The sequence below is a fragment of the Methylobacterium sp. Leaf102 genome (assembly GCF_001422425.1).
Taxonomy (GTDB): Bacteria; Pseudomonadota; Alphaproteobacteria; order Rhizobiales; family Beijerinckiaceae; genus Methylobacterium.
The window spans coordinates 84,177-103,032 of the sequence record NZ_LMMX01000004.1; the positions used below are offsets into that span (position 1 = coordinate 84,177).

14 protein-coding genes, 1 tRNA gene and 2 pseudogenes are annotated in these 18,856 nt (G+C 66.1%); 13 read left to right on the top strand and 4 right to left on the bottom strand.

Annotated features, from left to right (window positions below; translation table 11 throughout):
- The 4 genes from ASF27_RS05665 to ASF27_RS05685 all read left to right on the top strand — a co-directional run bounded on the left by ASF27_RS05665 (nucleotide 1) and on the right by ASF27_RS05685 (nucleotide 4,769).
- Nucleotides 1-1,011, top strand: coding sequence for a 2-oxoglutarate and iron-dependent oxygenase domain-containing protein (locus ASF27_RS05665; protein WP_056167219.1), 1,011 nt, complete (start codon nucleotides 1-3; stop codon nucleotides 1,009-1,011).
- Nucleotides 1,012-1,259: 248 nt separating this feature from the next.
- Entirely contained in the window at nucleotides 1,260-2,237 is a 978-nt protein-coding gene (locus ASF27_RS05675; protein WP_056358415.1) for an aliphatic sulfonate ABC transporter substrate-binding protein, read from the top strand.
- A 2-nt stretch (nucleotides 2,238-2,239) separates the two neighbouring features.
- On the top strand, nucleotides 2,240-3,298 hold the full coding sequence (locus ASF27_RS05680; protein ID WP_056267404.1) for an LLM class flavin-dependent oxidoreductase: 1,059 nt from the start codon (nucleotides 2,240-2,242) through the stop codon (nucleotides 3,296-3,298).
- Between the two features lie 253 nt (nucleotides 3,299-3,551).
- On the top strand, nucleotides 3,552-4,769 hold the full coding sequence (locus ASF27_RS05685; protein WP_056358417.1) for a monooxygenase: 1,218 nt from the start codon (nucleotides 3,552-3,554) through the stop codon (nucleotides 4,767-4,769).
- Between the two features lie 77 nt (nucleotides 4,770-4,846).
- On the opposite strand, the gene ASF27_RS05690 is transcribed toward ASF27_RS05685, so the two are convergent.
- Nucleotides 4,847-4,923, bottom strand: a tRNA-Arg gene (locus ASF27_RS05690).
- 230 nt (nucleotides 4,924-5,153) lie between these two features.
- Here ASF27_RS05690 and ASF27_RS05695 point away from each other — a divergent pair.
- Together ASF27_RS05695 and ASF27_RS22095 are read left to right on the top strand one after the other, a co-directional pair.
- Nucleotides 5,154-6,857 carry an integrase family protein gene (locus ASF27_RS05695; RefSeq protein ID WP_156467457.1) on the top strand — a complete coding sequence of 568 codons (1,704 nt, stop codon included), beginning with the start codon at nucleotides 5,154-5,156 and terminating at the stop codon, nucleotides 6,855-6,857.
- A 265-nt stretch (nucleotides 6,858-7,122) separates the two neighbouring features.
- Nucleotides 7,123-7,974 (top strand): hypothetical protein, encoded by an 852-nt coding sequence (locus ASF27_RS22095; protein WP_156467458.1) that lies wholly within the window; start codon nucleotides 7,123-7,125, stop codon nucleotides 7,972-7,974.
- Between the two features lie 238 nt (nucleotides 7,975-8,212).
- Here the strand turns inward: ASF27_RS22095 and ASF27_RS23010 are convergent.
- Nucleotides 8,213-8,474 (bottom strand): annotated as a pseudogene (locus ASF27_RS23010) (IS5/IS1182 family transposase); the annotation flags it as partial.
- A 113-nt stretch (nucleotides 8,475-8,587) separates the two neighbouring features.
- On the opposite strand from ASF27_RS23010, the gene ASF27_RS22100 reads away from it, so the two are divergent.
- From ASF27_RS22100 to ASF27_RS05720, 5 genes are all read left to right on the top strand, one after another.
- Nucleotides 8,588-9,391, top strand: a complete 804-nt coding sequence (locus tag ASF27_RS22100) for a hypothetical protein (protein WP_156467459.1) — start codon at nucleotides 8,588-8,590, stop codon at nucleotides 9,389-9,391.
- A 403-nt stretch (nucleotides 9,392-9,794) separates the two neighbouring features.
- Nucleotides 9,795-10,637 (top strand): metallophosphoesterase, encoded by an 843-nt coding sequence (locus tag ASF27_RS05705; RefSeq protein WP_082478839.1) that lies wholly within the window; start codon nucleotides 9,795-9,797, stop codon nucleotides 10,635-10,637.
- Between the two features lie 56 nt (nucleotides 10,638-10,693).
- Nucleotides 10,694-10,981, top strand: a complete 288-nt coding sequence (locus ASF27_RS05710) for a hypothetical protein (protein ID WP_156467460.1) — start codon at nucleotides 10,694-10,696, stop codon at nucleotides 10,979-10,981.
- Between the two features lie 386 nt (nucleotides 10,982-11,367).
- Complete coding sequence (locus tag ASF27_RS05715) at nucleotides 11,368-13,350, top strand: AAA family ATPase (protein WP_056358426.1); 1,983 nt, start codon at nucleotides 11,368-11,370, stop codon at nucleotides 13,348-13,350.
- 865 nt (nucleotides 13,351-14,215) lie between these two features.
- Nucleotides 14,216-16,312 carry a recombinase family protein gene (locus tag ASF27_RS05720; protein WP_156467461.1) on the top strand — a complete coding sequence of 699 codons (2,097 nt, stop codon included), beginning with the start codon at nucleotides 14,216-14,218 and terminating at the stop codon, nucleotides 16,310-16,312.
- Here the strand turns inward: ASF27_RS05720 and ASF27_RS05725 are convergent.
- Nucleotides 16,300-16,839 (bottom strand): hypothetical protein, encoded by a 540-nt coding sequence (locus ASF27_RS05725; protein WP_056358431.1) that lies wholly within the window; start codon nucleotides 16,837-16,839, stop codon nucleotides 16,300-16,302. The two genes, ASF27_RS05720 and ASF27_RS05725, sit on opposite strands and share 13 nt — an antisense overlap.
- Nucleotides 16,840-17,016: 177 nt before the next feature.
- Between ASF27_RS05725 and ASF27_RS05730 the strand changes: the two genes are divergently transcribed.
- A complete protein-coding gene (locus ASF27_RS05730; protein ID WP_056358434.1) occupies nucleotides 17,017-17,592 on the top strand; it encodes a hypothetical protein in 576 nt (191 codons plus the stop codon).
- Nucleotides 17,593-17,765: 173 nt separating this feature from the next.
- Here the strand turns inward: ASF27_RS05730 and ASF27_RS05735 are convergent, their stop codons facing one another.
- Complete coding sequence (locus ASF27_RS05735; protein WP_056358437.1) at nucleotides 17,766-17,969, bottom strand: hypothetical protein; 204 nt, start codon at nucleotides 17,967-17,969, stop codon at nucleotides 17,766-17,768.
- Nucleotides 17,970-18,519: 550 nt separating this feature from the next.
- On the opposite strand from ASF27_RS05735, the pseudogene ASF27_RS05740 reads away from it, so the two are divergent.
- Nucleotides 18,520-18,856: pseudogene (locus tag ASF27_RS05740) on the top strand (transposase); the annotation flags it as partial.

Sequence of the window (18,856 nt, forward strand, 5' to 3'; positions counted from 1 at the left end):
GTGGCCGGAGTTCCAGACTTCGACCTGCGCCGCCTCGACGAAGGACCGTCCGAACGGGCGGCCTTCCTCGCCGCCCTGCGGCAGGCGGCCCGGGACGTCGGCTTCTTCACCCTGTCCGGGCATGGCATTTCCCCGGCGCAGATTGCCGAGACCCAGGCCCTGGCGCGACGCTTCTTCGCCCTGTCGCTTTCCGAGAAGCGGGCGGTGGCCATGATCCGCTCGCCGCACTTTCGCGGCTACACGGAAGCCGGGCGCGAGATCACCCGCGGCACCCCGGATTGGCGCGAGCAGTTCGACATCGGCGCCGAGCGTCCCGCCCTGCCGCGGCGTGCGGGCGATCCGGCCTGGACGCGGCTTCAGGGCCCCAACCTCTGGCCCGCCGGCCTGCCGGAGCTGCGGGTCGGCCTGCTGCGCTGGCAGGAGGCGGTGACGCGGGTCGGCATCCGGGTTCTGCGCGCCTTCGCCGAGGCGCTGGGCCAACCCGAGGACGCGTTCGAGCCGATCTACGCCGGCGCCCCGAACCAGCACATCAAGATCATCCGCTACCCCGGCCGCGACGGCACCGAGGGCGACCAGGGCGTGGGCGCCCACAAGGACAGCGGGCTCCTCACCCTCCTGGTTCAGGACGGGCAGAGCGGGCTCGAGGTCGAAGGGCCGGAGGGCTGGATTTCCGTGGAGCCGCGGGAGGGCCGGTTCGTCGTCAATGTCGGCGAGCTGCTGGAGCTCGCCTCCGACGGTTACCTGCGCGCCACGGTACACCGGGTGGTGACGCCACCGGCCGGGCGCGACCGGCTCTCCGTGGCGTTCTTCCTCGGCGCACGTCACGACGCCGTCGTGCCGCTCCTGACTCTTCCGCCTTCCCTCGCGGACAAGGCACGGGGCCCAGTGGGCGATCCCGACAACCCGCTCTTCCACGAGGTCGGCCGCAACACCCTCAAGGGCCGTCTGCGCTCGCACCCGGATGTGGCCGCGCGCCATTACGGCGACCTGCTGCCGACGGGGGCGGCATGACCGGACGCCTCATCCGCATCCTGCACGCGATGCTGCCGGATCCGTCCGGTTCTGCTGAGGCACCTCCGGACCCGGCCCTGCTGGCCGGCGCCGCGGCCCTCCTCGGCCACCACACCTTCGGGCGTTCGATCGCCGCGGGCCCGCTTCCCAAGGGCCCCGCGCCGCGGCCGCAACGGCTCCGTCCCGTCCGATAGCCAACCTCCGTCCTCCGGGCAAACGCTCCGGGAACGAGCCCAAGGATACGATCCATGACAACTTCCGCCCCCTGGACGCGGCGCGGCCTCCTCGGCGGCGCCGGAGCCGCCCTGGCCCTCGGTCCCACGGGTGGACGCCCGGCGCTCGGCGCAGACAAGCCGGTCCGCCTCAGCTTCCAGCGCTCATCGACCCTGCTGACCGTGCTCAAGCTCAAGGGCACCCTGGTCGAGCGCCTGGCCGCGAAGGGTTTTGCGCCGAGTTGGCACCAGTTCACCGGCGTGATCGAGCCCATGAACAGCGGCGCCGTCGACCTCCACGCCGATGTCGCCGACGCGATTCCGGTTTTCACGCAATCGGCTGGCGCGCCCCTGACCTTCTACGCCATGGAGGCGGGCTCGCCCCGCGCCGAGGCGATCATCGTGCCCGATGAATCCCCGATCCGCTCGGTGGCGGACCTCAAGGGCAAGACGGTGGGCGTCTCGCGCGGCTCGGGCTGCCACTTCATCCTCGCCGCCGCCCTCAAGCGCGAAGGCCTGCGGTTCTCCGACATCACGCCGGCCTATCTCGAGGCGCCCGACGGGGCCGCCGCGTTCGCCCGGGGCAGCCTCGACGCCTGGGCGATCTGGGACCCGTTCCTCGCCATCGCCCAGGCCAAACGCCCCGTACGGGTGCTTGCCGACGCGACCGGCCTGTCGAGCTACAACCGCTACTTTCTCGTCAACGACAGCTTCGCCGCCGCGCACCCGGAGGTGGTGGGAATCGTGTTCGATGCCCTCGTGGAGGCCGGGCGATGGGTCAAGGCCAACCCGAAGGACGCCGTCGCGCTTCTCGGCCCCGTCTGGGGCGACCTGCCGCCCGACATCGTCGCCACGGTCAACGAACGGCGCAGCTACGCCATCCAGCCCGTGGAGAAGGCCGCCCTGTCCGAGCAGCAGACCATCGCCGACACCTTCCAAGAGGCCGGCCTGATCCCCCGGAAGATCGACGCCACCGCGGTGCGGATCTGGCGACCCGCCGCGAGCCGGGGTTGAGCATGGCCGCCGCTTCCCCACGCTTCGGCGTCTGGGCGCCCGTGCACGGATCGCGCGCCGCCCACCACGATCCCGACGAGCCCGACGACGCGAGCTGGGCACGCACCCGCGCCCTGGTGCTGGAGGCCGAAACCCTCGGATTCGATTCCGTGCTCGTCGCCCAGCACACCATGAACCCCTACGACGAGGCGCGCGACCAACTCGATGCCTGGAGCGCATCGGCGGCGCTGGCCGCCCTGACGCACCGGATCGAGATCATCGCGGCGATCAAGCCGGGCCTCGTCCATCCGGTGGTACTCGCGAAGGCGGCGCTGGGCATCGACCGGATCAGCGAGGGACGCTTCGCGCTCAACCTCGTCAATGCTTGGAACAAGGCCGAGTTCGAGCGGGCCGGCCTGCCGTTTCCGGCTCACGACGCACGCTACGCCTATGGCCGGGAATGGATCGGCCTCGTCGACCGGCTCATGCGGGGCGAACGGGTCCGGTTCACGGGCGAACATTTCAGGGTGGAGGATTACCAGTTGCGGCCCGCCGGCACCGGCGGCCGCCGGCCGACCCTTTATGTCGGCGGGGAATCCGAACCGGCCCGCGCCCTGGTGGCCGATCACGGCGATGTCTGGTTCATCAACGGCCAGCCCCTGGAAGAGGTCGCGGCGCTGATCGCTGACGTCGCCCGGCGCCCGGCCGCCAATGGTCCCCTGCGCTACGGCCTCTCGGCTTTCGTCATCGCCCGCGACACGGACGACGAGGCCGAGGCCGAGCATGCGCGGCTCATCGCACTCGCCGAACGCGACGCCGCCATCCGGGCCGACACCCGCGCGCGGACGGACCCGGCCGCCGTGATGTTCGCCAAGCCCGGTCTCGCCCAGCCCGACGGACCCGTCCGCCATGTCGGCACCAACGGTGGCACCGCCGCGGGGCTGGTGGGCAGCTACGGTCGGATCGCGGAACGCCTGTCCGCCTTTCACGCAGCCGGCATCGACCTGTTCATGCTCCAGTTCCAACCGTTCGAGGCGGAGATGCGCCGGTTCGCCGAGACGATCCTACCGCGCCTGCGCTGAACGGCCCGGGGATCCGCCCGGCCGTCGCAGAACGCCGGAGCATGATCTTTCACGCGATACCCCACTTGGAAACAGCTGGTCTCTGTAGACACCAAGACTGACAGTCATCTTTCAAATACGATGATCCTGCTATTTGAGACTTGCTTCGACCCTGCGGATTGCCGACTCCAAGGCGATGCGGCGTGACATCGGGTTGGGCAGAGCCTTGCCGGGTGCCCTCGATTCCGCGCCTTCGCCGGGATGGGAACGATCGATGGTACAAACAGATGCGGGATGGGGCGCGGGGCCGAGCGCACGTTACGAGGATCTCGCCGCGGGCTTCCGGCCGGTGTTCGCGCGGATCCGCGCCACCGCCGTGACCCGCGACCGGGAGCGTACGCTGCCCCATGAGGAGATCGGCTGGCTGAAGCAGGCCGGCTTCACCACCCTCCGGCTGGCACGCGACGCGGGTGGTTTCGACGCGAGTCTGCCCGAGCTGTTCAATCTGCTCATCGAGCTGTCTCAGGCCGATCCCAACGTGACCAACGCCCTGCGGGCGCATTTTGGCTTCACCGAGGACATGCTGTGCTCGTCGTCGGATGCGTGGCGGGCCCGTTGGATCGGCCGGATCGGTGACCGCGAGACCGTGGGCAGCGGCGTCTCCGAGACCGGCGAGGCCAAGGTCGGGCAGTTCGACACGGTGTTGCGGCCGGACGGAGCGCAATGGCGCCTCGACGGCCGGAAGTTCTACACCACCGGCTCGCTCTTCGCCGACTGGATCCACGTCTCGGCGCAGGACGAGGCCGGCGTCGCCATGGTGGCGGCGGTCCCCGTGCACGCACCCGGCGTCGAGATCCTCGACGACTGGGACGGGTTCGGACAGGCGCTGACGGCCAGCGGCACGGCGGTGTTCACGAACGTCGGCCTCGGGCCGGAGCTGATCAAGCCCGATCCGGAACGCTTCCCCTACGCCATGGCGTTCTTCCAACTCGTCCATCTCGCGACCCTCGCGGGGATCGGTCGCTCGGCGGCCCTCGACGTCACGCGTCTCGTGGCGGAGCGCCAGCGCGTCTACAGCCACGGCAACGGCAGCCGTTCGGGCGACGACCCTCAGGTGCAGCAGGTGGTTGGTCGCGTGCGCGGCGCGGCCTACGCCGCCGGCGCCATCGTCCTCAAGGCGGCCGAGTCCCTGGAACGGACCTATGCGGTGCATCGCACCGGTCGATCCGCCGAGGCCACTGCGGCCATCGCGGATGTCGAGGTCAACCAGGCCGTCAGCGTGGTCACCAACCTCGTGCTGGAAGCCACCACGACGCTGTTCGACGCCCTCGGCGCTTCGGCGGTGAAGGGTGGCCATGGCCTGGATCGGCATTGGCGCAACGCCCGCACCATCGCCTCGCACAATCCCCGGATCTACCGCGACCGCACGGTCGGCGACTTCGCGGTGAACGGCACGGCCCCGCCGCGCCAGTACCGGGTCGGATCCGCCTGAGCGACGGGCGAACGCCGGGGGTCCGGGTCGGCGGTATCGAAACACTCCGAGATTCGAAGAGTTGGTGCGGCAGAAACTGGCGACCCCGGTTGGGCTCGAACCAACGACCTGCCGCTTAGAAGGCGGCTGCTCTATCCAGCTGAGCTACGGAGTCTGGGGGTGCCAGAGCCGCAAAAACCACGGGTCCGGGCCCGGGTCAAGCCTTTCCGCCACCAAGCACTTTCCCTCTTCACGGAAGGCCGAAATGCCCAACCCATTGACGGGCAATCAGCATTTCCGGTGGATCGTGCGGGATTAACCACGTCCAAGCGAGCGAAATCGATGGCCGTCCGAATACCGTCCGAGTTATGAGCCGTTTGGAATGGATAACTCGGACGGTTTTCAATGGGCGGCAAGCGGAAGGAACGACCCCGGCTACCGGGGGAAATCTGGTCTGACGTTGCATGGCAGCTCGACGTCCCCGCGCCAGTGGTGCCGAAGGATCGCAAGCAGGAACTAACGGTCGCCTTCATCGAGAGCCTGTCCGGCTTGATCCGGGATGTGAAGATCAAGTTCAGCACGGAGTTCTCCGACACGATCCAGCGGGGGTTGCGCGTAAGGATTCAGCCGCGTGGGGCGACCTATTTCGCGCGGGTCCAATACCAGGGACGGGAATTCCGGGTTCGGATCGGGCGGATCGATGCCTGGGGCCTCGCCCATGCCCGGACGGTCTGCGGCGCCATCGTGCGCCATGTCTCGACCGGCAACGGCCCCCCGACGGACGAGTGGATCGAGCTCCACCGACAGGCGCTCTTGGCCGCCGACGCGCGCAAGAAGGGTCACGGTGACGCGACGATCCCCTACGTGCCGGAGGTCATGGCGAAGCAGCCTGCCGCGACGACCTGGACCTATGCAGAGGCTCGGGCCGCCTACGTCGACTGGCTCAAGGCCGAGGAGGCGGCGAAGAATCTGGCGCCCGCAACCATCCAGAACTACAGCAAGGTCCTGACCTGCCCGGCGCTCCTGCCGTTCGATGAGCGCCACGTGGCGCGCCTTGAGGCGGCCGATCTCGCCATGGCGGTCGAAGGCCTCGTGACGGAGGGTAAGCGCAGTCAGGCTAACGATGTCTCACGGAACATGAAGCGCCTTTTCCGTTGGCTCGCCGAGCCCGCCCAGGAGCGGCGCTCCGGCGTCCGCGAGGGCATCATGGACCGCGTCCGCGCCCCGAAGCTCTCGGGCGTGAAGGGACGGCAGCACTTTCCCTCGCTGGCGGAGGCAGGCCTGATCCTCGCGACCTCCAGGGCTTCCGGCGTCCTCAACCCGGCGGTCGCGGCGAGCGTGCACCTGGCGGTGTGGACCGGGCAACGGCGCCTCTCGATCGTGACCGCTGGGGTGGATGACTTCGAATCTTGGGAAGAGGAGCCGGGATGGGGTCTGTGGCGTTGCCGGCACCGCAAGACGCCGCGCGCGAACCAGACCGGCAAGCCGCACGTCATCCCGCTGCCACCGGCATGCTGGCGGGTCGTGACCGCCTACCTGACATGGCACAGGCTCGAATACGACGGGTCGACGCCATGGGCCTTTCCCCAGCAGCGGCCTGCCAAGGCCGGGCGGCCCAAGGTCATGAACCACATCGCCGGGGACACGCTCACGCACACCATGACGACAATCCCAGGCTCGATGAGTTCGCCGCATGACATGCGCCGCGTGATCTCGTCCTCGGTCCAGGATATCGCGGGGATCCACATCGCCCTCGTCGGCCACGTCCTCGACCATGCCGACGACGAGGTCGGTGTCAGGAAGACCAACGGCACGACACGGCGCTACACCGAGGCGGAGATGCTCGGTTTCAAGCGACCCGTGATGGAGGCGTGGGAGCGACTGCTCGAACCGGCCGCGGCCGCGGCGGTGCTGCTACCGCGCGAGGAGCTCAAGGCCGAGCTCGTCCGCCGCCGGGCCAAGCAACGTGGCGTGAAGCCCGAGACCGAGCGGGCGCGTCTCAAGAGGATGAACGCGAGGATCTCGGCACAAGGCGGAACGACGCGCCAGCGTGTGAAGGTGGGTGAGGTCAAGGCCGGGGAGCATTGTCAGGAAGCCGAGCCCGGGTAGTGAGCGGAAGGTAGGCAACGTAAGCGTGCGTCCGGACCAGTAAGGAGGACTGACGGAGGCCGCGCTCGGCGCCGACGACGCATTCTATCGGTATTCGATGTGTCGCCGAGACGCGGCTGACCGTCACGCAGCGAAAAGACCTGTGTTGCACAACTGCAACTAGTATCACCAATTCACAGAGCGAACTAGTAGAATTATGGTGACGTATTGAAAATTGGTCTTCACAAATTAGGGGGGGCGCCGTTGGTTGTATATGGAGAATAATATGATTCGTACCCATATCCGATTATTGGTGCTATTTGTTGCGGCGCCTGTTTTGGCTTCATGCGGTCTCGCCGTTCCTAACATGCAGGAACCATACGAATCAGAGATAGACGGTCGGCGTTACAGCGAAAAGGATTTTGAGAATCTCATAATTAATAACATCAAGTGCGAGTTGCACTATGGCGTGCAGAATACATTAGCTTTTTTTAAGAACGAGAACAATATCCAGTGGATTAAGAGCTGGGGTGCCGTTGTCAATTTGAAGATAACTGTAGACGAGCAATCAACTTTGGGGCCAAGCGTAGGTCTCACGCCAATTTTTTCGCCATTTAGTTTGACTGCCGCCGCGACAGGATCTGCGCATACGACCCGAGCCGAGACAATTGCTTTTTCCTACTCTTTTAAGGATCTACTCTCTGAGGGACCAATAACGCCGCCTTGTGACCACGAAAAAGGAATTCTCATACAAAGCGATTTAAAAATCGCAGAGTTCATTTTCAACAAAGCGTGGATCGCTACCGTGCCTGGGTCTGTAAGCGAAGAAAGCTTAAAGCATAGCAAGCTACCAATATCATCACCATATAGTGTATTCAGCGAAGAGCTAACCTTTGTTGCAACTTATTCATCTAGAATTTCCCCAATGTGGACTTTTACTCGCGTAAATTTCGATAAAGGTGGCGATTTTTTTTCGGCGTCACGAACAAAGACCCACGACCTGACAATAACACTTGGACCTACAAAACCAGCCTCGAAATCCAAGCCCGCAGAAGTTTCAAATATAGTTGCAGAGTATAACTTCGCAAAAATAATTGGCCAGGAAGTCGCATCCGCGATCCGACGCACGACGCAATAGGAAATTGACGCGATGGCTGATAAAATAGTTACTCCGCTTACTCAAGAGCAATTCAATGAAAAATATGGCAGCCTAAATCTCAGGCCTCCAGAAGTACAAACCTTTGCTCTCGGGAAACAGGGAGAGGTGTGCAAGAGATGGGACGTATGCGTTGATCAAAAACGTCCAGTTTATCTATGGAATGCGACTGGCGGGTGTACTGATCCGGCTGAGGAGGACTGCTAAGATCGCCTGGGGCTCATAAAAAGTAACTGACGGCAGCTGCCAAGTAGATGCGGGCGAGCCGATCTAAGCGGGCGGCGATGTGTCGGAAGTCTTTGAGCCGCCCGAACTTGCCCTCGGTGGCGTTGCAGCCGCTATAGTACATGGGTAAGAAGCACGGTTCCCAGTATCTGTTGACCGTTCGGCGGGATAGTACGCGCGGTCGCCATCCCCAGGATCTGCCGGCGGATGGCGTCGCTGTCGTAGCCATTGTCAGGCAAGCCAGTGCGGCAGGCGGGCAAGAGCGGTCGGTAAGCGCAGTCCAATGCGTTGCAATCGCGGGTGGCTTGGTCCGTGAAGGGCCTGTTCATTCTTTGGCAACAGGATGGAAGCGTTCAGACGAGCCGCTCAAATGATCCTTCAGCACGAATTCGACGCTCTTGCCGATCAGCTCGTCACCGACGGTAAGCTGGTGTCCTATTCGGCGCTCCAGGGTGAACTGCTCAAGCGGCAGGGCCACGGCACCTCAGACCGGGAAATCCAAAAACCGCTCTCGGACTGGAAAAGGCGACGGCGCTATAAAGGGCACCTCGCAGTGCTCGACCTGCCCGAGGAGATGGAGAAGGCCATTGCGGCATTCACCATCACAGCGATGAAGGTCGCCGAGGCCCGTGCTCACGCCGCATTCCCAGTCACGGAAGGCCAAGGTACTACGGCCGGGCTACTTGAACAGATGCAACGCATCGTCACGGGTTTGGAAAGGCAGCTTGCGGCCCTGGCAGACGATAATCGGAGCCTACAACAGCAAGTCGCAGAGCTGCTTCCCCCAGCCCCAGCCCCAGCCCCAGCTCCTGCGGTCGCGGAAGGACTTTCCCCGCGCCAGCCTGTCCGAAGCGGCTATCGTCGAAAATCAGGTGCGCCCGCGATCGCCGCAAAGGCCTTTTGGGACCGGGTGGTCTGTGACCTTGCCAAGCGGATCTGGATACTGGGGCGCCCAATGAGTGTTAGTGAACTGCTTCTTGAGGTGCCCAAAGACGTCAAAGATTTTGCTGCAATAGCGTTTCAAGCCCTGGATAGGAAAGCGCTCGCAAACAAGCTAGAGCAGCGTATAGATGGGACAAAATTCGGAATTTTTAGCCTGGATGGTGGATTTTATAGCGTCATTCCACTGTCTCCTGGTTATGGACCCCTCGAAGCGTCCGACATCGCTGCATAAAGTTCACCCCCCTTTGGAATGCTGGGTAAGTGGTAACGGGTAACGCCACCATCTACCGCAACCACTGGCCCCTGGCGGTGAATTATGGGTGGGCCTGCGTTAGAGAAATCTGGGAGATTGATGGGACATCCTTGTCAGTGACCCGCATACCGATAACGCCCAGAGGACCCATTCAACTATTCGTTAACCAGATTCCGAGCCTCCGCTTGATCAGAAGCGAACAAGCGACCACCTGGACGTCATGACGAACGCGCCCGCCCGTACCCGAATGAAAGCCGTGCGGGCCGCATAAGGGCCTGCGCCCGCTGGCGCGTGCATCCGGCCTACTAGGCCGACCGAGGCGAATGCCCGGGTTTCGTCATCACCACAGTTTTAGCAACCGTGGACATCGGGGGGTCGCGAGATGCGCCTCTATACGTTTTCCGACCTGCATCAAGAGCATGCGACCAACAATTGGGATCCAGCCGCGAACGCGCCGGCCGGTGGCTTCGACGCGGTCGTCATCGCAGGCGACATCCATATGCCGCTCGTGCGTTCCCTGGAGTGGATCGGCGAACGCCTCCCCGGCGTTCCGGTCATCTACGTGCCGGGCAACCATGATTTTTGGTGGGACCGTAGCGAGGACCGTTACACCCTCGCCGACCAGATCGTCCGGGGACGGGCGGTTGCCGATCGCCTCGGCATCCACCTCCTTATGGACGATGCGGTCACGGTGGCGGGCATCCATTTCGTCGGCTGCACGCTCTGGACGGATTTCAGGCACGGCGCCTTCAGCCTGCTCCACGGGATGAGATCCGCCGGCGGCCGCGACGGCATGAACGATTTCCGGAGGATCCGAACCGGCCCGAGTTCCCGGCACAGGATCGAGCCCGAGGACGTCCTGGGACTGCACCGGGCGAGCCGCCCTTACCTAGCCGCCGCGGTTCGGCTCCCACCGGAGCGAACCGTCGTCGTGACCCATCATGCACCCAGTCCCCGAAGTCTTGGACCGCCCGATCATCTCGACTGGTGCTACGCCTCGGACCTTGAGGAGCTGATCGAGGACCGGCGGCCGGCACTGTGGATCCATGGCCACATCCATCGTCACGCCGACTATCGACTGTGCGAGACCCGCATCGTCTGCAACCCGCGCGGCCACGCCGAGGAGGACACCGGGTTCATTCCGGATCTCGTCATCAACGTCCCCCAAACGCAAGACGACGCGACAACCCGCACGCCCTCGACCGAAACCGGAGGAAACCGATGATCACCGCTCACGACGACCTTCACCTCGCGGTGGAATTCCTAAACAGAGCCGCCGTCATGCGCGACGAACTCGGCGTCGCCGCGTATCGTCGGGCCATGCATCAGGCGCTTGTCGCCCTCGGCGACACGGTGATCGCCGAGGCGGAACGCCTCGCCGGCGCCTCTGCCCGCGCCCGGGCCCCGAGCGGCACCGTGGTCCCGTTCTGCAAGACGTCGCGGGTGATCCGGCGCCGGGGCAATACCGCCGATCCGGATGGGTCCAAACGGCGAGCCAAGCGGATGGGATCCTTCCGCCTCGCCGATATGTCCACCTGCGGAGTAGCCAAGGTATGGCGGAGTTCCTGAAAAGGTTCCAGTCAGCTTTAAATTGTCGAGATCTCGGTTATCCACCGGAGCTAAAGAAAGTATCTGTTGGGTATACTTTGGTCTTGACGGAGATTCCATCGATTCTGTAGATATTCCGCAGCGCCCGATCGGGCGTCCAAGGCACCCACCAACGGTCGGTGCCCCATCCCGCCCTCGTAGCTGACGCTCGGGCGGCCCTGCCCCAGAGGCACCCCATGACCAGTCATCCAGTCACGCGAAAACGCGCTCCGCGGCCTGTTAGCAGGTCAGCTCGGTCCGTCGGCATCGCCGTCCGGCCGCGCCCTTCCCGCACGACACCCATACCCCCCGAGGCCTGACCGGCGCCGCGATCGCGGCCGGCTGCCTCGCCCAAGGAGGCAGCCATCATGTCCCTCATCGACTCCGCACGGCGCGTCGCCGCCCAGGACGCCCTCCACAATGGCGAGGACCGCCACCCGGCCGACGACTTCGACACCGTCTACGTCCAGGCCGGCCTCACCGGGTGCCAGGACGCCCGGGACGCCCTACCCGCCGCGGCCCTGCTCGACGCGCTCGGCCCGGCGGGCCTGCGCCGCATCCAAGGGAACGGAGGCCTCGCCCTCGTGGTCGAGGTCCCGGCACCCGATTGGGGTGCCCGGATCGAGCTCGCCCTGCTCGACCTCGGCCCCTTTGCGCAGGTCATGGTCAGGAACGGCGCGTCCCGCTCCGAAAGGCCCACGGAAGGAAATTCCAACGTCTCCGCCGTGCTGTCACGGGGCGCACGCATCGCGGGCATCAGCCCGGCACCGGCGCGCTACCTGCCCGCCACCCTCGTCCAGGCCGCCGACCTCGTCGTACGCATCCGCGCGCCGTCGAACCGGGTCATCTCATCCGTGATCCGGGCGGTGACCGGCAAGCGTGCGCGACGGCTGCCGCCCTCGGTCGCCGCCGGTCTCTCGTTCGACGACATCACGGCGGCGATCAGGATGGGCACCACGCCGGCCTCCTGCATCGCTAGGCTTCAGGCTGCCGCCCGCGCACTCGCCGGCGACGATGCGCTCGGGGATGACGTTCCCGATCTTGCGACCCTCAACGGCTACGGGGCCGCCCTGGAATGGGCGCAGGCCCTCGTGCGCGACCTCGACGAATGGAGGGCCGGCCGGCTGGAGTTTTCCCAGATCTCAAAGAACTGCACGCTGTATTCTGACCCTGGCCTCGGCAAGAGCAGCCTGATCCGTAGTATCGCCAAGACGGCAAAGGTGCCGCTCGTCTCGGCGAGCGTCTCCGAACTCTTCACGTCGTCTACGGGACATCTCGATGGTGTCCTGAAGGCATGGGACGCAAAGCTCGCGCAAGCCTCCGCGATCGCTCCTAGTATTCTGTTCCTAGACGAGATAGACAGTATTCCTAACAGGGCTACTATGGATAATCGCGCGAGAGATTGGTGGAGTCCCGTCGTGAACGGGATTCTTGCAAGTCTAGACTCCACGACATCTGATATAACCTCCAGGGTTATTGTCATTGGCGCAACAAACCACGTCAATCTGCTTGACGCGGCCCTGATCCGGCCCGGTCGGCTTTATCCGGTGATCCGGATCGAGAGGCCAGACACCGCCGCCCTCGCGGGGATCATGCGGCAGCATCTCGGGATCGACCTGCCCGGGGCGGACCTGTCGGGCGTCGCCCAACTCGGCGCCGGGTCGACAGGTGCCGAGGTCACCTCCTGGATCAAGGGGGCGCGCTCGCTCGCCCGCGCCGAGGGTCGGCGCATGGTCCTCGCGGACCTCGTCGCGCAGGTGGCACCGGCCGAGACGCGCACCCCAGCGGAAATCCGCGCCATCGCCTGCCACGAGGCCGCGCATTGCGTCTGTGCGGTTCGGCTGCACGTCGCGACGATGACCACCGTCACGATCGCGGACCGCCGGTCGAGCGAGGGGGCCGCGCGGGGGATCATGACCCCGCGGGCGTTCCTCACGCGAAGCCAGCTGGAACACGTCGCCGTCGTTGCCCTCGCCGGCCGCGCGATGGACGCCCTCGTCGGGGCACCTCACACCGGGGCGGGCGGCGCTCGCGGCTCCGACCTGGACCGCGCGACCGGGATCGTGGTGTCGCTGCACACCGAGTACGGCCTCGGCGATCATCTCGCTTACCGCGGCGGCCACGCCGAGGACGCCCTGCGCACCGACCCGGCCCTGCGCCGGACGGTCGAGGCCGACCTCATGCGGCTCTACGCTCAGGCCTGCGATCTCGTCCGCGAAAACCGGCCGACCATCGAGGCCCTGGCGGACCGACTCGTCGAGGCCCGGGTGCTTTCCGGGGATGAGATCGCCGCCATCGTCGCGAGGCCAGCCGGCAAGCCTCGCCTGACCCGGAGGGGGCGTCATGCGTGACCGATCGGTCGAACGTCCGGGAACCATCGTGCGCCGCCCCGGTCCCCCGCCCGCCCGCGTCGCCGCTCTCCTCCGTGACCGTGGCGGCAAGACACCTGCTCGCCGTGCCTGACACGGGGCGAACCGTCACGTCGCGTATCCGGCGCGGCGCATCGTCCGGGACCAATCGCCCGATACCCCGCCGGACACCGACGGGGTCCCGCGCCCATCGAACGAGGATCAGCGACATGAACAACGACGGCCACGCATCAAGGGAAATCCTCGACGCCGACCTTCGACGCGGCACCCGCGCCGGAAGCGGCGGGGGAACGCCCGCTCCCAAGTTCGGAGCGTCGATCGCGGACCCGCTCGTCGCGCTCGCGCGGGCGCTCGGTCGATACCAGGCCTCGGTCGACCTCGGCTCCCGTCGTCGCCGGGCCAGCCCCTCGGACGGGGGCTGGCCGGATCATGGGGACGCCGGACCCGATGGCGCCCGGCCGGGGGACAAACGACCGCGCCGGGCCCCGTCGTCCGGCGGTCGCGCCACGGGGCGCCGGTACGCGGGGTTGACCTGAAACGCCGCGCGGCCGGATGTTGGATGCACACGCAGGGACCCCCGACGCCGACATGCCGGTGCCATACGCCAGATCACGGGTTCGAACCCTCCCGACGCACGACCGGCGGTCGATAACCCCGGCCGGCGGCGTCCCCCATCGCATGGGGCCGCGCCGGCTTCCGCAGCGGTAGCCAACAGCGCCACCGTCCCGGAGCCCGCGCCCGTCGCCCGGCCCGTCATCCGCAATCCCATCCACGGAAATGGTTGGCCCTGAAGGGCCGGACCGCGCACGAGCCGTCACGGCCGCGCGGCAGCGACACGGAGCGTCCCATGAACACCGACCGCAAGCCCGAGAACAACGACCACGCCTACGACCTTCCTGCCTCCTGGGAACACCAGGTCGCCGTCCGCCCGATCGCCCTCGTGGCGCCGAAGGACATGGCGGGGATCTACGCGCGGTACTCGACCGCCAATCAGAAGGACGCCTCGATCGAACGCCAGGTCGAGCTCTCGCAGGAGTACGTCTCCCGTATCGGGCTCAGGACCGTCGCCCCCTTCGTCGATCGCGCCCGGTCCTCGATGGCGGCGTCGCGCGAGGGCCTGGACGCCATGATGGAGGCCGCCGCGAACCGAAAGTTCGGCGTGCTCGTGGTCGAGAACGTCGACCGGCTGGCACGTGACCTCAGCATCCTCAGCACTGTGTTCAGGAGGCTTGAGGCCCTCGGGATCGAGATGCACGATCCCAAGCGCGGCAGGCTGACCATCCAGGACATCGCGATCCAGGGACTGATGGGCGAGCAGGGACGACGCCTGCTCCTGGAGCGGACCAGCTTCGCCCGAAGGCAGATGGCCAGGCTGGGCCTCGTGCCCGCCGGCCGTGCCTACGGCTACGACCGCATCGTGGGACAGCCCGGGGTCCTGGCGCTCAATCCCCAACAGGCCGAGATCGTCAAGCTGATCTTCCAGCTGTGCCAGGAAGGCCTCTCCACCCGGAGGATCGCCTGGATCCTTAACGAGCGCACGATCAGCCCACCGCACGGCGGGCATGCGTGGTCGGACAAGACCATCACGCTCGTGCTTCAGAACCCGATCTATATCGGGACGCTGGTGTACGGCCGGCATTCAAGCACCAGGGACCCCCAGACCCGGCGGGAGACCCGGACCCTCCTGCCGAGGGAGGACTGGATCGTGCGCGCCGTCCCCCACCTCCGCATCGTCACGTCGGAGGTGTGGTCCGACGTGCAGGCACGCTTCGTCGCCCGGCGCAGGGTGCCGATCCAGGCCCCGAGCGGCCGCGCCTCCCCGCTGCTGCTCGCCAGGCGCGTGCACTGCCCCGCATGCGGCACCCCGATGCATGTCACCTACCAAGGGACCGGGCGCACCTCGTTCAGGTGCGGCCGGTTCCTGCGCAATCGCACCTGCACGCACGGGGGCAGCGTCCGCGTCGACGAGATCGAGGGCGCCGTCCTTGGCGAGATCGGTCGGCGCCTCGTCGCCGGTGACCTCGCCGTCGAATACCTCGCGGCCTACAACGAGGCCAGGGCGGAAAGCGACCGGGACCACGCCGAACGGAGGAAGGAACTCGGCCGGCGCGTCGCCGACATGCGTCGGCGCCTGATGGAATCCTTCGACACCGCCCTCACCATCGGGTTCACCAGCGAGACGCTCGCGCGCATCCGGGTCGGGCTCGAAACCGACCTCGGCGTCGCCGAACGGGCCCTCGCCGTGCTGCCGCTCCCACCCGCCTGGGCGACGATCGACGAGGGGCGCATGACCGAGATGGCCGGGTCGATCGGGATGCTGTCCGGGCAGGGGCCGTTCATCGCTGTCGACGAGGCGGGGCAGCGCCTGGCGGCGACCATCCGCGAGGTCGTCCAAAGGGTCGACGTGCTGTCGATCGAACGCGGCCATGTCAGGTTTTCCGTCACTCTCCGGATGTCCAGCCTCTACGACGCCGGCGGCACGACCCGCCCGCCTGTGGGTCACCTGGTCATCGAGGGCATCTACCGCCGAACGAAGAACCCAAGGCTTCGTTACGACGAGACGACCCGGGCCGACGACGACCTCGCGAGCGTCGAGGCCGGAACCGCGACGCCTTGCGCGGCCGCATACGAGATCGTCGACCGGCACCTCGACGTGCCGGACTTCTTCCGGGCGCCGCATCGGGGCCTGCAGGTCGAACGGCGCCTCGCCGCCGAGGTCCTGCTCCATGTCGGCTCGATCGACGCGCCCTGGGTGTCCCTGCCCAAGCGTTTCGGCCGCCACGGCGCATGGTACGGCCGGCTCCGTCGCCTCGCCGCCGACGGCACCCTCGCACTGATGCTCGCCGAGCTGCGCGATGCCGACCCCGGACGCTACGGGGACGGGTTCCGTGGCCTGATCGCCATGAGGCTCGGGACCAGGGGGGGCGACGTTCAGTCGACCTGATCACCGGCGGGCGCGCCCCCATCCGGTCCGTCCCCCTCCCATCCTGGAGGCACGGGCCGGTCGATGGGCCAGAACCGGCCCGCGACCGTACGTAGGTGTTTCCCCTGGGACACCCGCTTGTACATCATGACGTAGAGCTGCTTGGGCGTCAGTTCGTGGCGCCGGCCGTGCAGCCGGTGGATCTCCCTCGCCGTCATCGGCCGGCCCTCGGGATGGTCCGTGAGGATCCCCAACGCCTCCGTGAACACGTCGGCCATGTACGCCCGGCGCCGCGATCGTGCACCCTTCGCCTCGGCATAGGTCCGATACGGGGAATTCCGCGTCACGGGCGGCGGGATCACCGTGCCCACCGCGATCCCGTCCCCGATCGAGCCGCCCCGCGCGAGGTCGTCGCGCAGCCGGCGCGAGCCGTCCACGAAACCCTTCAGCAGGTCCCGCCTCCGCTCCAGATCCTCCAGGGCACGGCCGAGTCTCTCGATCTCGGCCTCGCCCTGGAGGATCTGCTCGTCCAACCGTTCGATTTCCATTCCGGCACTCCAGAAATGGTGCCGTTACACCGCTCGCAGGACCACGGCAACGTCGCCCAGGCCCCGGTTGGACATTCGCCCGGGATACGTCTATGGCGCCTAGTATGTCCTGCACATCGAACGTATGTCCTGGACTGCGAACGCAGGACCCAATTCAGGACTAAGGCGAGGATACCCATGGCAGAGAGCGTTGACAGGGACTGGGTGCGCGAGGCCGGCGGGGGCGACCCCGGGCGGACGCCCGTGCTGGTCGAGACCGAGATCTGGTCGCGGGCCTTCTGGAGGGATCCCGATGCCCTGGCGTGGCTGGCGGCGGTGGGGCCGCGGCGGACGATCGTGACGCAGACGACCGTACGTGAGATCTCGTTCGGTGCGCAGTGGCGTCGCCGGGGGGCGGTCGTCCGGCCCGAGTACGACGCTGTACTCCGAGAATACGCCGAGCGGTTGCCTGACAGGTATCCGTACCTGAACCAGTCGAGTCCCAGGCTGATCTCGACGATCGAGGGTCTACGTGTGGATGTGAGCCTGAAAAGCCTGTGGATCACGGACGAGAGGAACGAAAAGCCGAAGTCGCCGGGCCGTCTGGAGATGTCCGGTTCCTCGATCTATCTCGGGATCCCGATCGCCGCGCTCGGTGGCGAGGCCTACCGGAAGGTCGCGCGGGCCGGCCATCCCCTGCCCCTCGTTTTCGACCCGCTATCGGGCGTGGAGTACGTCCGGGACGGCCGGTGTCTCGTCGACGAGGAGGCCTGAGGCGGACCCGGTCGCTCAAGCCCGACCACGACCGTCGCGCCCGGGATATCGGCAGGTCGAAGCCGATGTCCCGGGCGCGTCCGATTCCGGTTCCCTTGCGTGAGGGGTCCGGGACGGCAAGCGCATCTCGTCGGCTTTGCCGACCCGTTACCGGTACTACGCTTCACGAAATCTCAGTCGCCGGACAGGTCCGCGATGTAAGCGCGGAAGGCCTCCTCCGGCTGCATCAATGGTGTCCCGGGAGCGAGGGCTTCCGGCTCCTGCGCATCGGCGGCCTCCGCAGCCGCCACATGCGACGCCTGCACATCCTCAAGGATGCCGGCCACTTTCTCCCTAAGGTAGGCGTCTCTCTCCGTATCCATATCCCGCTCCTGCATCGGTCAGTGAATCGCGCGTCATACGTGCGGAAACCATTGCCTGCAAGTGCAACGGTCTGTCCGACCGGCTATGAAATCTGAAAATGCAGTTGGATCTACACGTTCGTGAAGGAGTGCTACTTAACACACCTGCGAGTTTCTATAAGCTCATTTCCGTTGCCATAGATCTTTTACCTCGATCACTCTCCTCGAAGTCGTAGGGGCATATCGATATCAGAAGCGGCGTGGAACACATCAGACTGATCGTATCGCCCAGCACAGGGGCGCTGACGGACGTATACCGCGTTGCCATCTCAAGGCACGAACGCGTTGGCATAAGCGCCGATCCAGAGCAGGGTCGGGCTCCAGACAGACATCCTGGATGCGCCGTCCAGCATCGCCATCCGTCCTCCACCTTAAGCCGGGGTGACGGACAGGCCGCCCTTCCGTGACGCTGGACAGACAATCCGCATCCTTCACCGGCTGGGCGCAATCGACGTGCTCAAAGCGCTCGTCGACTTTGAACCGCCCCGGGATTTCCGGAGGCTCCAACTCTTGAGAGACTGGAGCCATGACGATGCATATCCCACCCTTCTCCCCTGAGGTCCGCGAGCGGGCGGTCAGGATGGTTCATGAGCATCAGGGCGAGTACGGCTCGCCCTGGGCCGCGATGCAATCGATCGCCGCGAAGATCGGCTGCTTGGGCGAGACGCTGAGGAACTGGGTTCGGCAAGCCGAGCGCGACCGGGGCGTTCGGGCCGGACCGGCCACGGACGAGCGCGAGCGGATCAAGGCCCTGGAGCGGGAGGTTCGTGAGCTCCGGCAGGCGAACGAGATCCTGAGGAAGGCGAGCGCGTATTTTGCGATGGCGGAGCTCGACCGCCCGTTCAAACGATGAAGGCGTTCCT

Excerpts from the sequence above, each read along its gene's own strand:
- ASF27_RS05675 (WP_056358415.1), top strand. The coding sequence starts at position 1,260 with ATGACAACTTCCGCCCCCTGGACGCGGCGCGGCCTCCTCGGCGGCGCC.
- ASF27_RS05680 (WP_056267404.1), top strand. The coding sequence starts at position 2,240 with ATGGCCGCCGCTTCCCCACGCTTCGGCGTCTGGGCGCCCGTGCACGGA.
- ASF27_RS05685 (WP_056358417.1), top strand. The coding sequence starts at position 3,552 with ATGGTACAAACAGATGCGGGATGGGGCGCGGGGCCGAGCGCACGTTAC.
- ASF27_RS05695 (WP_156467457.1), top strand. The coding sequence starts at position 5,154 with ATGGGCGGCAAGCGGAAGGAACGACCCCGGCTACCGGGGGAAATCTGG.
- ASF27_RS22095 (WP_156467458.1), top strand. The coding sequence starts at position 7,123 with ATGATTCGTACCCATATCCGATTATTGGTGCTATTTGTTGCGGCGCCT.
- ASF27_RS22100 (WP_156467459.1), top strand. The coding sequence starts at position 8,588 with ATGATCCTTCAGCACGAATTCGACGCTCTTGCCGATCAGCTCGTCACC.
- ASF27_RS05705 (WP_082478839.1), top strand. The coding sequence starts at position 9,795 with ATGCGCCTCTATACGTTTTCCGACCTGCATCAAGAGCATGCGACCAAC.
- ASF27_RS05710 (WP_156467460.1), top strand. The coding sequence starts at position 10,694 with ATGCGCGACGAACTCGGCGTCGCCGCGTATCGTCGGGCCATGCATCAG.
- ASF27_RS05715 (WP_056358426.1), top strand. The coding sequence starts at position 11,368 with ATGTCCCTCATCGACTCCGCACGGCGCGTCGCCGCCCAGGACGCCCTC.
- ASF27_RS05720 (WP_156467461.1), top strand. The coding sequence starts at position 14,216 with ATGAACACCGACCGCAAGCCCGAGAACAACGACCACGCCTACGACCTT.
- ASF27_RS05725 (WP_056358431.1), bottom strand. The coding sequence starts at position 16,839 with ATGGAAATCGAACGGTTGGACGAGCAGATCCTCCAGGGCGAGGCCGAG.
- ASF27_RS05730 (WP_056358434.1), top strand. The coding sequence starts at position 17,017 with ATGGCAGAGAGCGTTGACAGGGACTGGGTGCGCGAGGCCGGCGGGGGC.
- ASF27_RS05735 (WP_056358437.1), bottom strand. The coding sequence starts at position 17,969 with ATGCAGGAGCGGGATATGGATACGGAGAGAGACGCCTACCTTAGGGAG.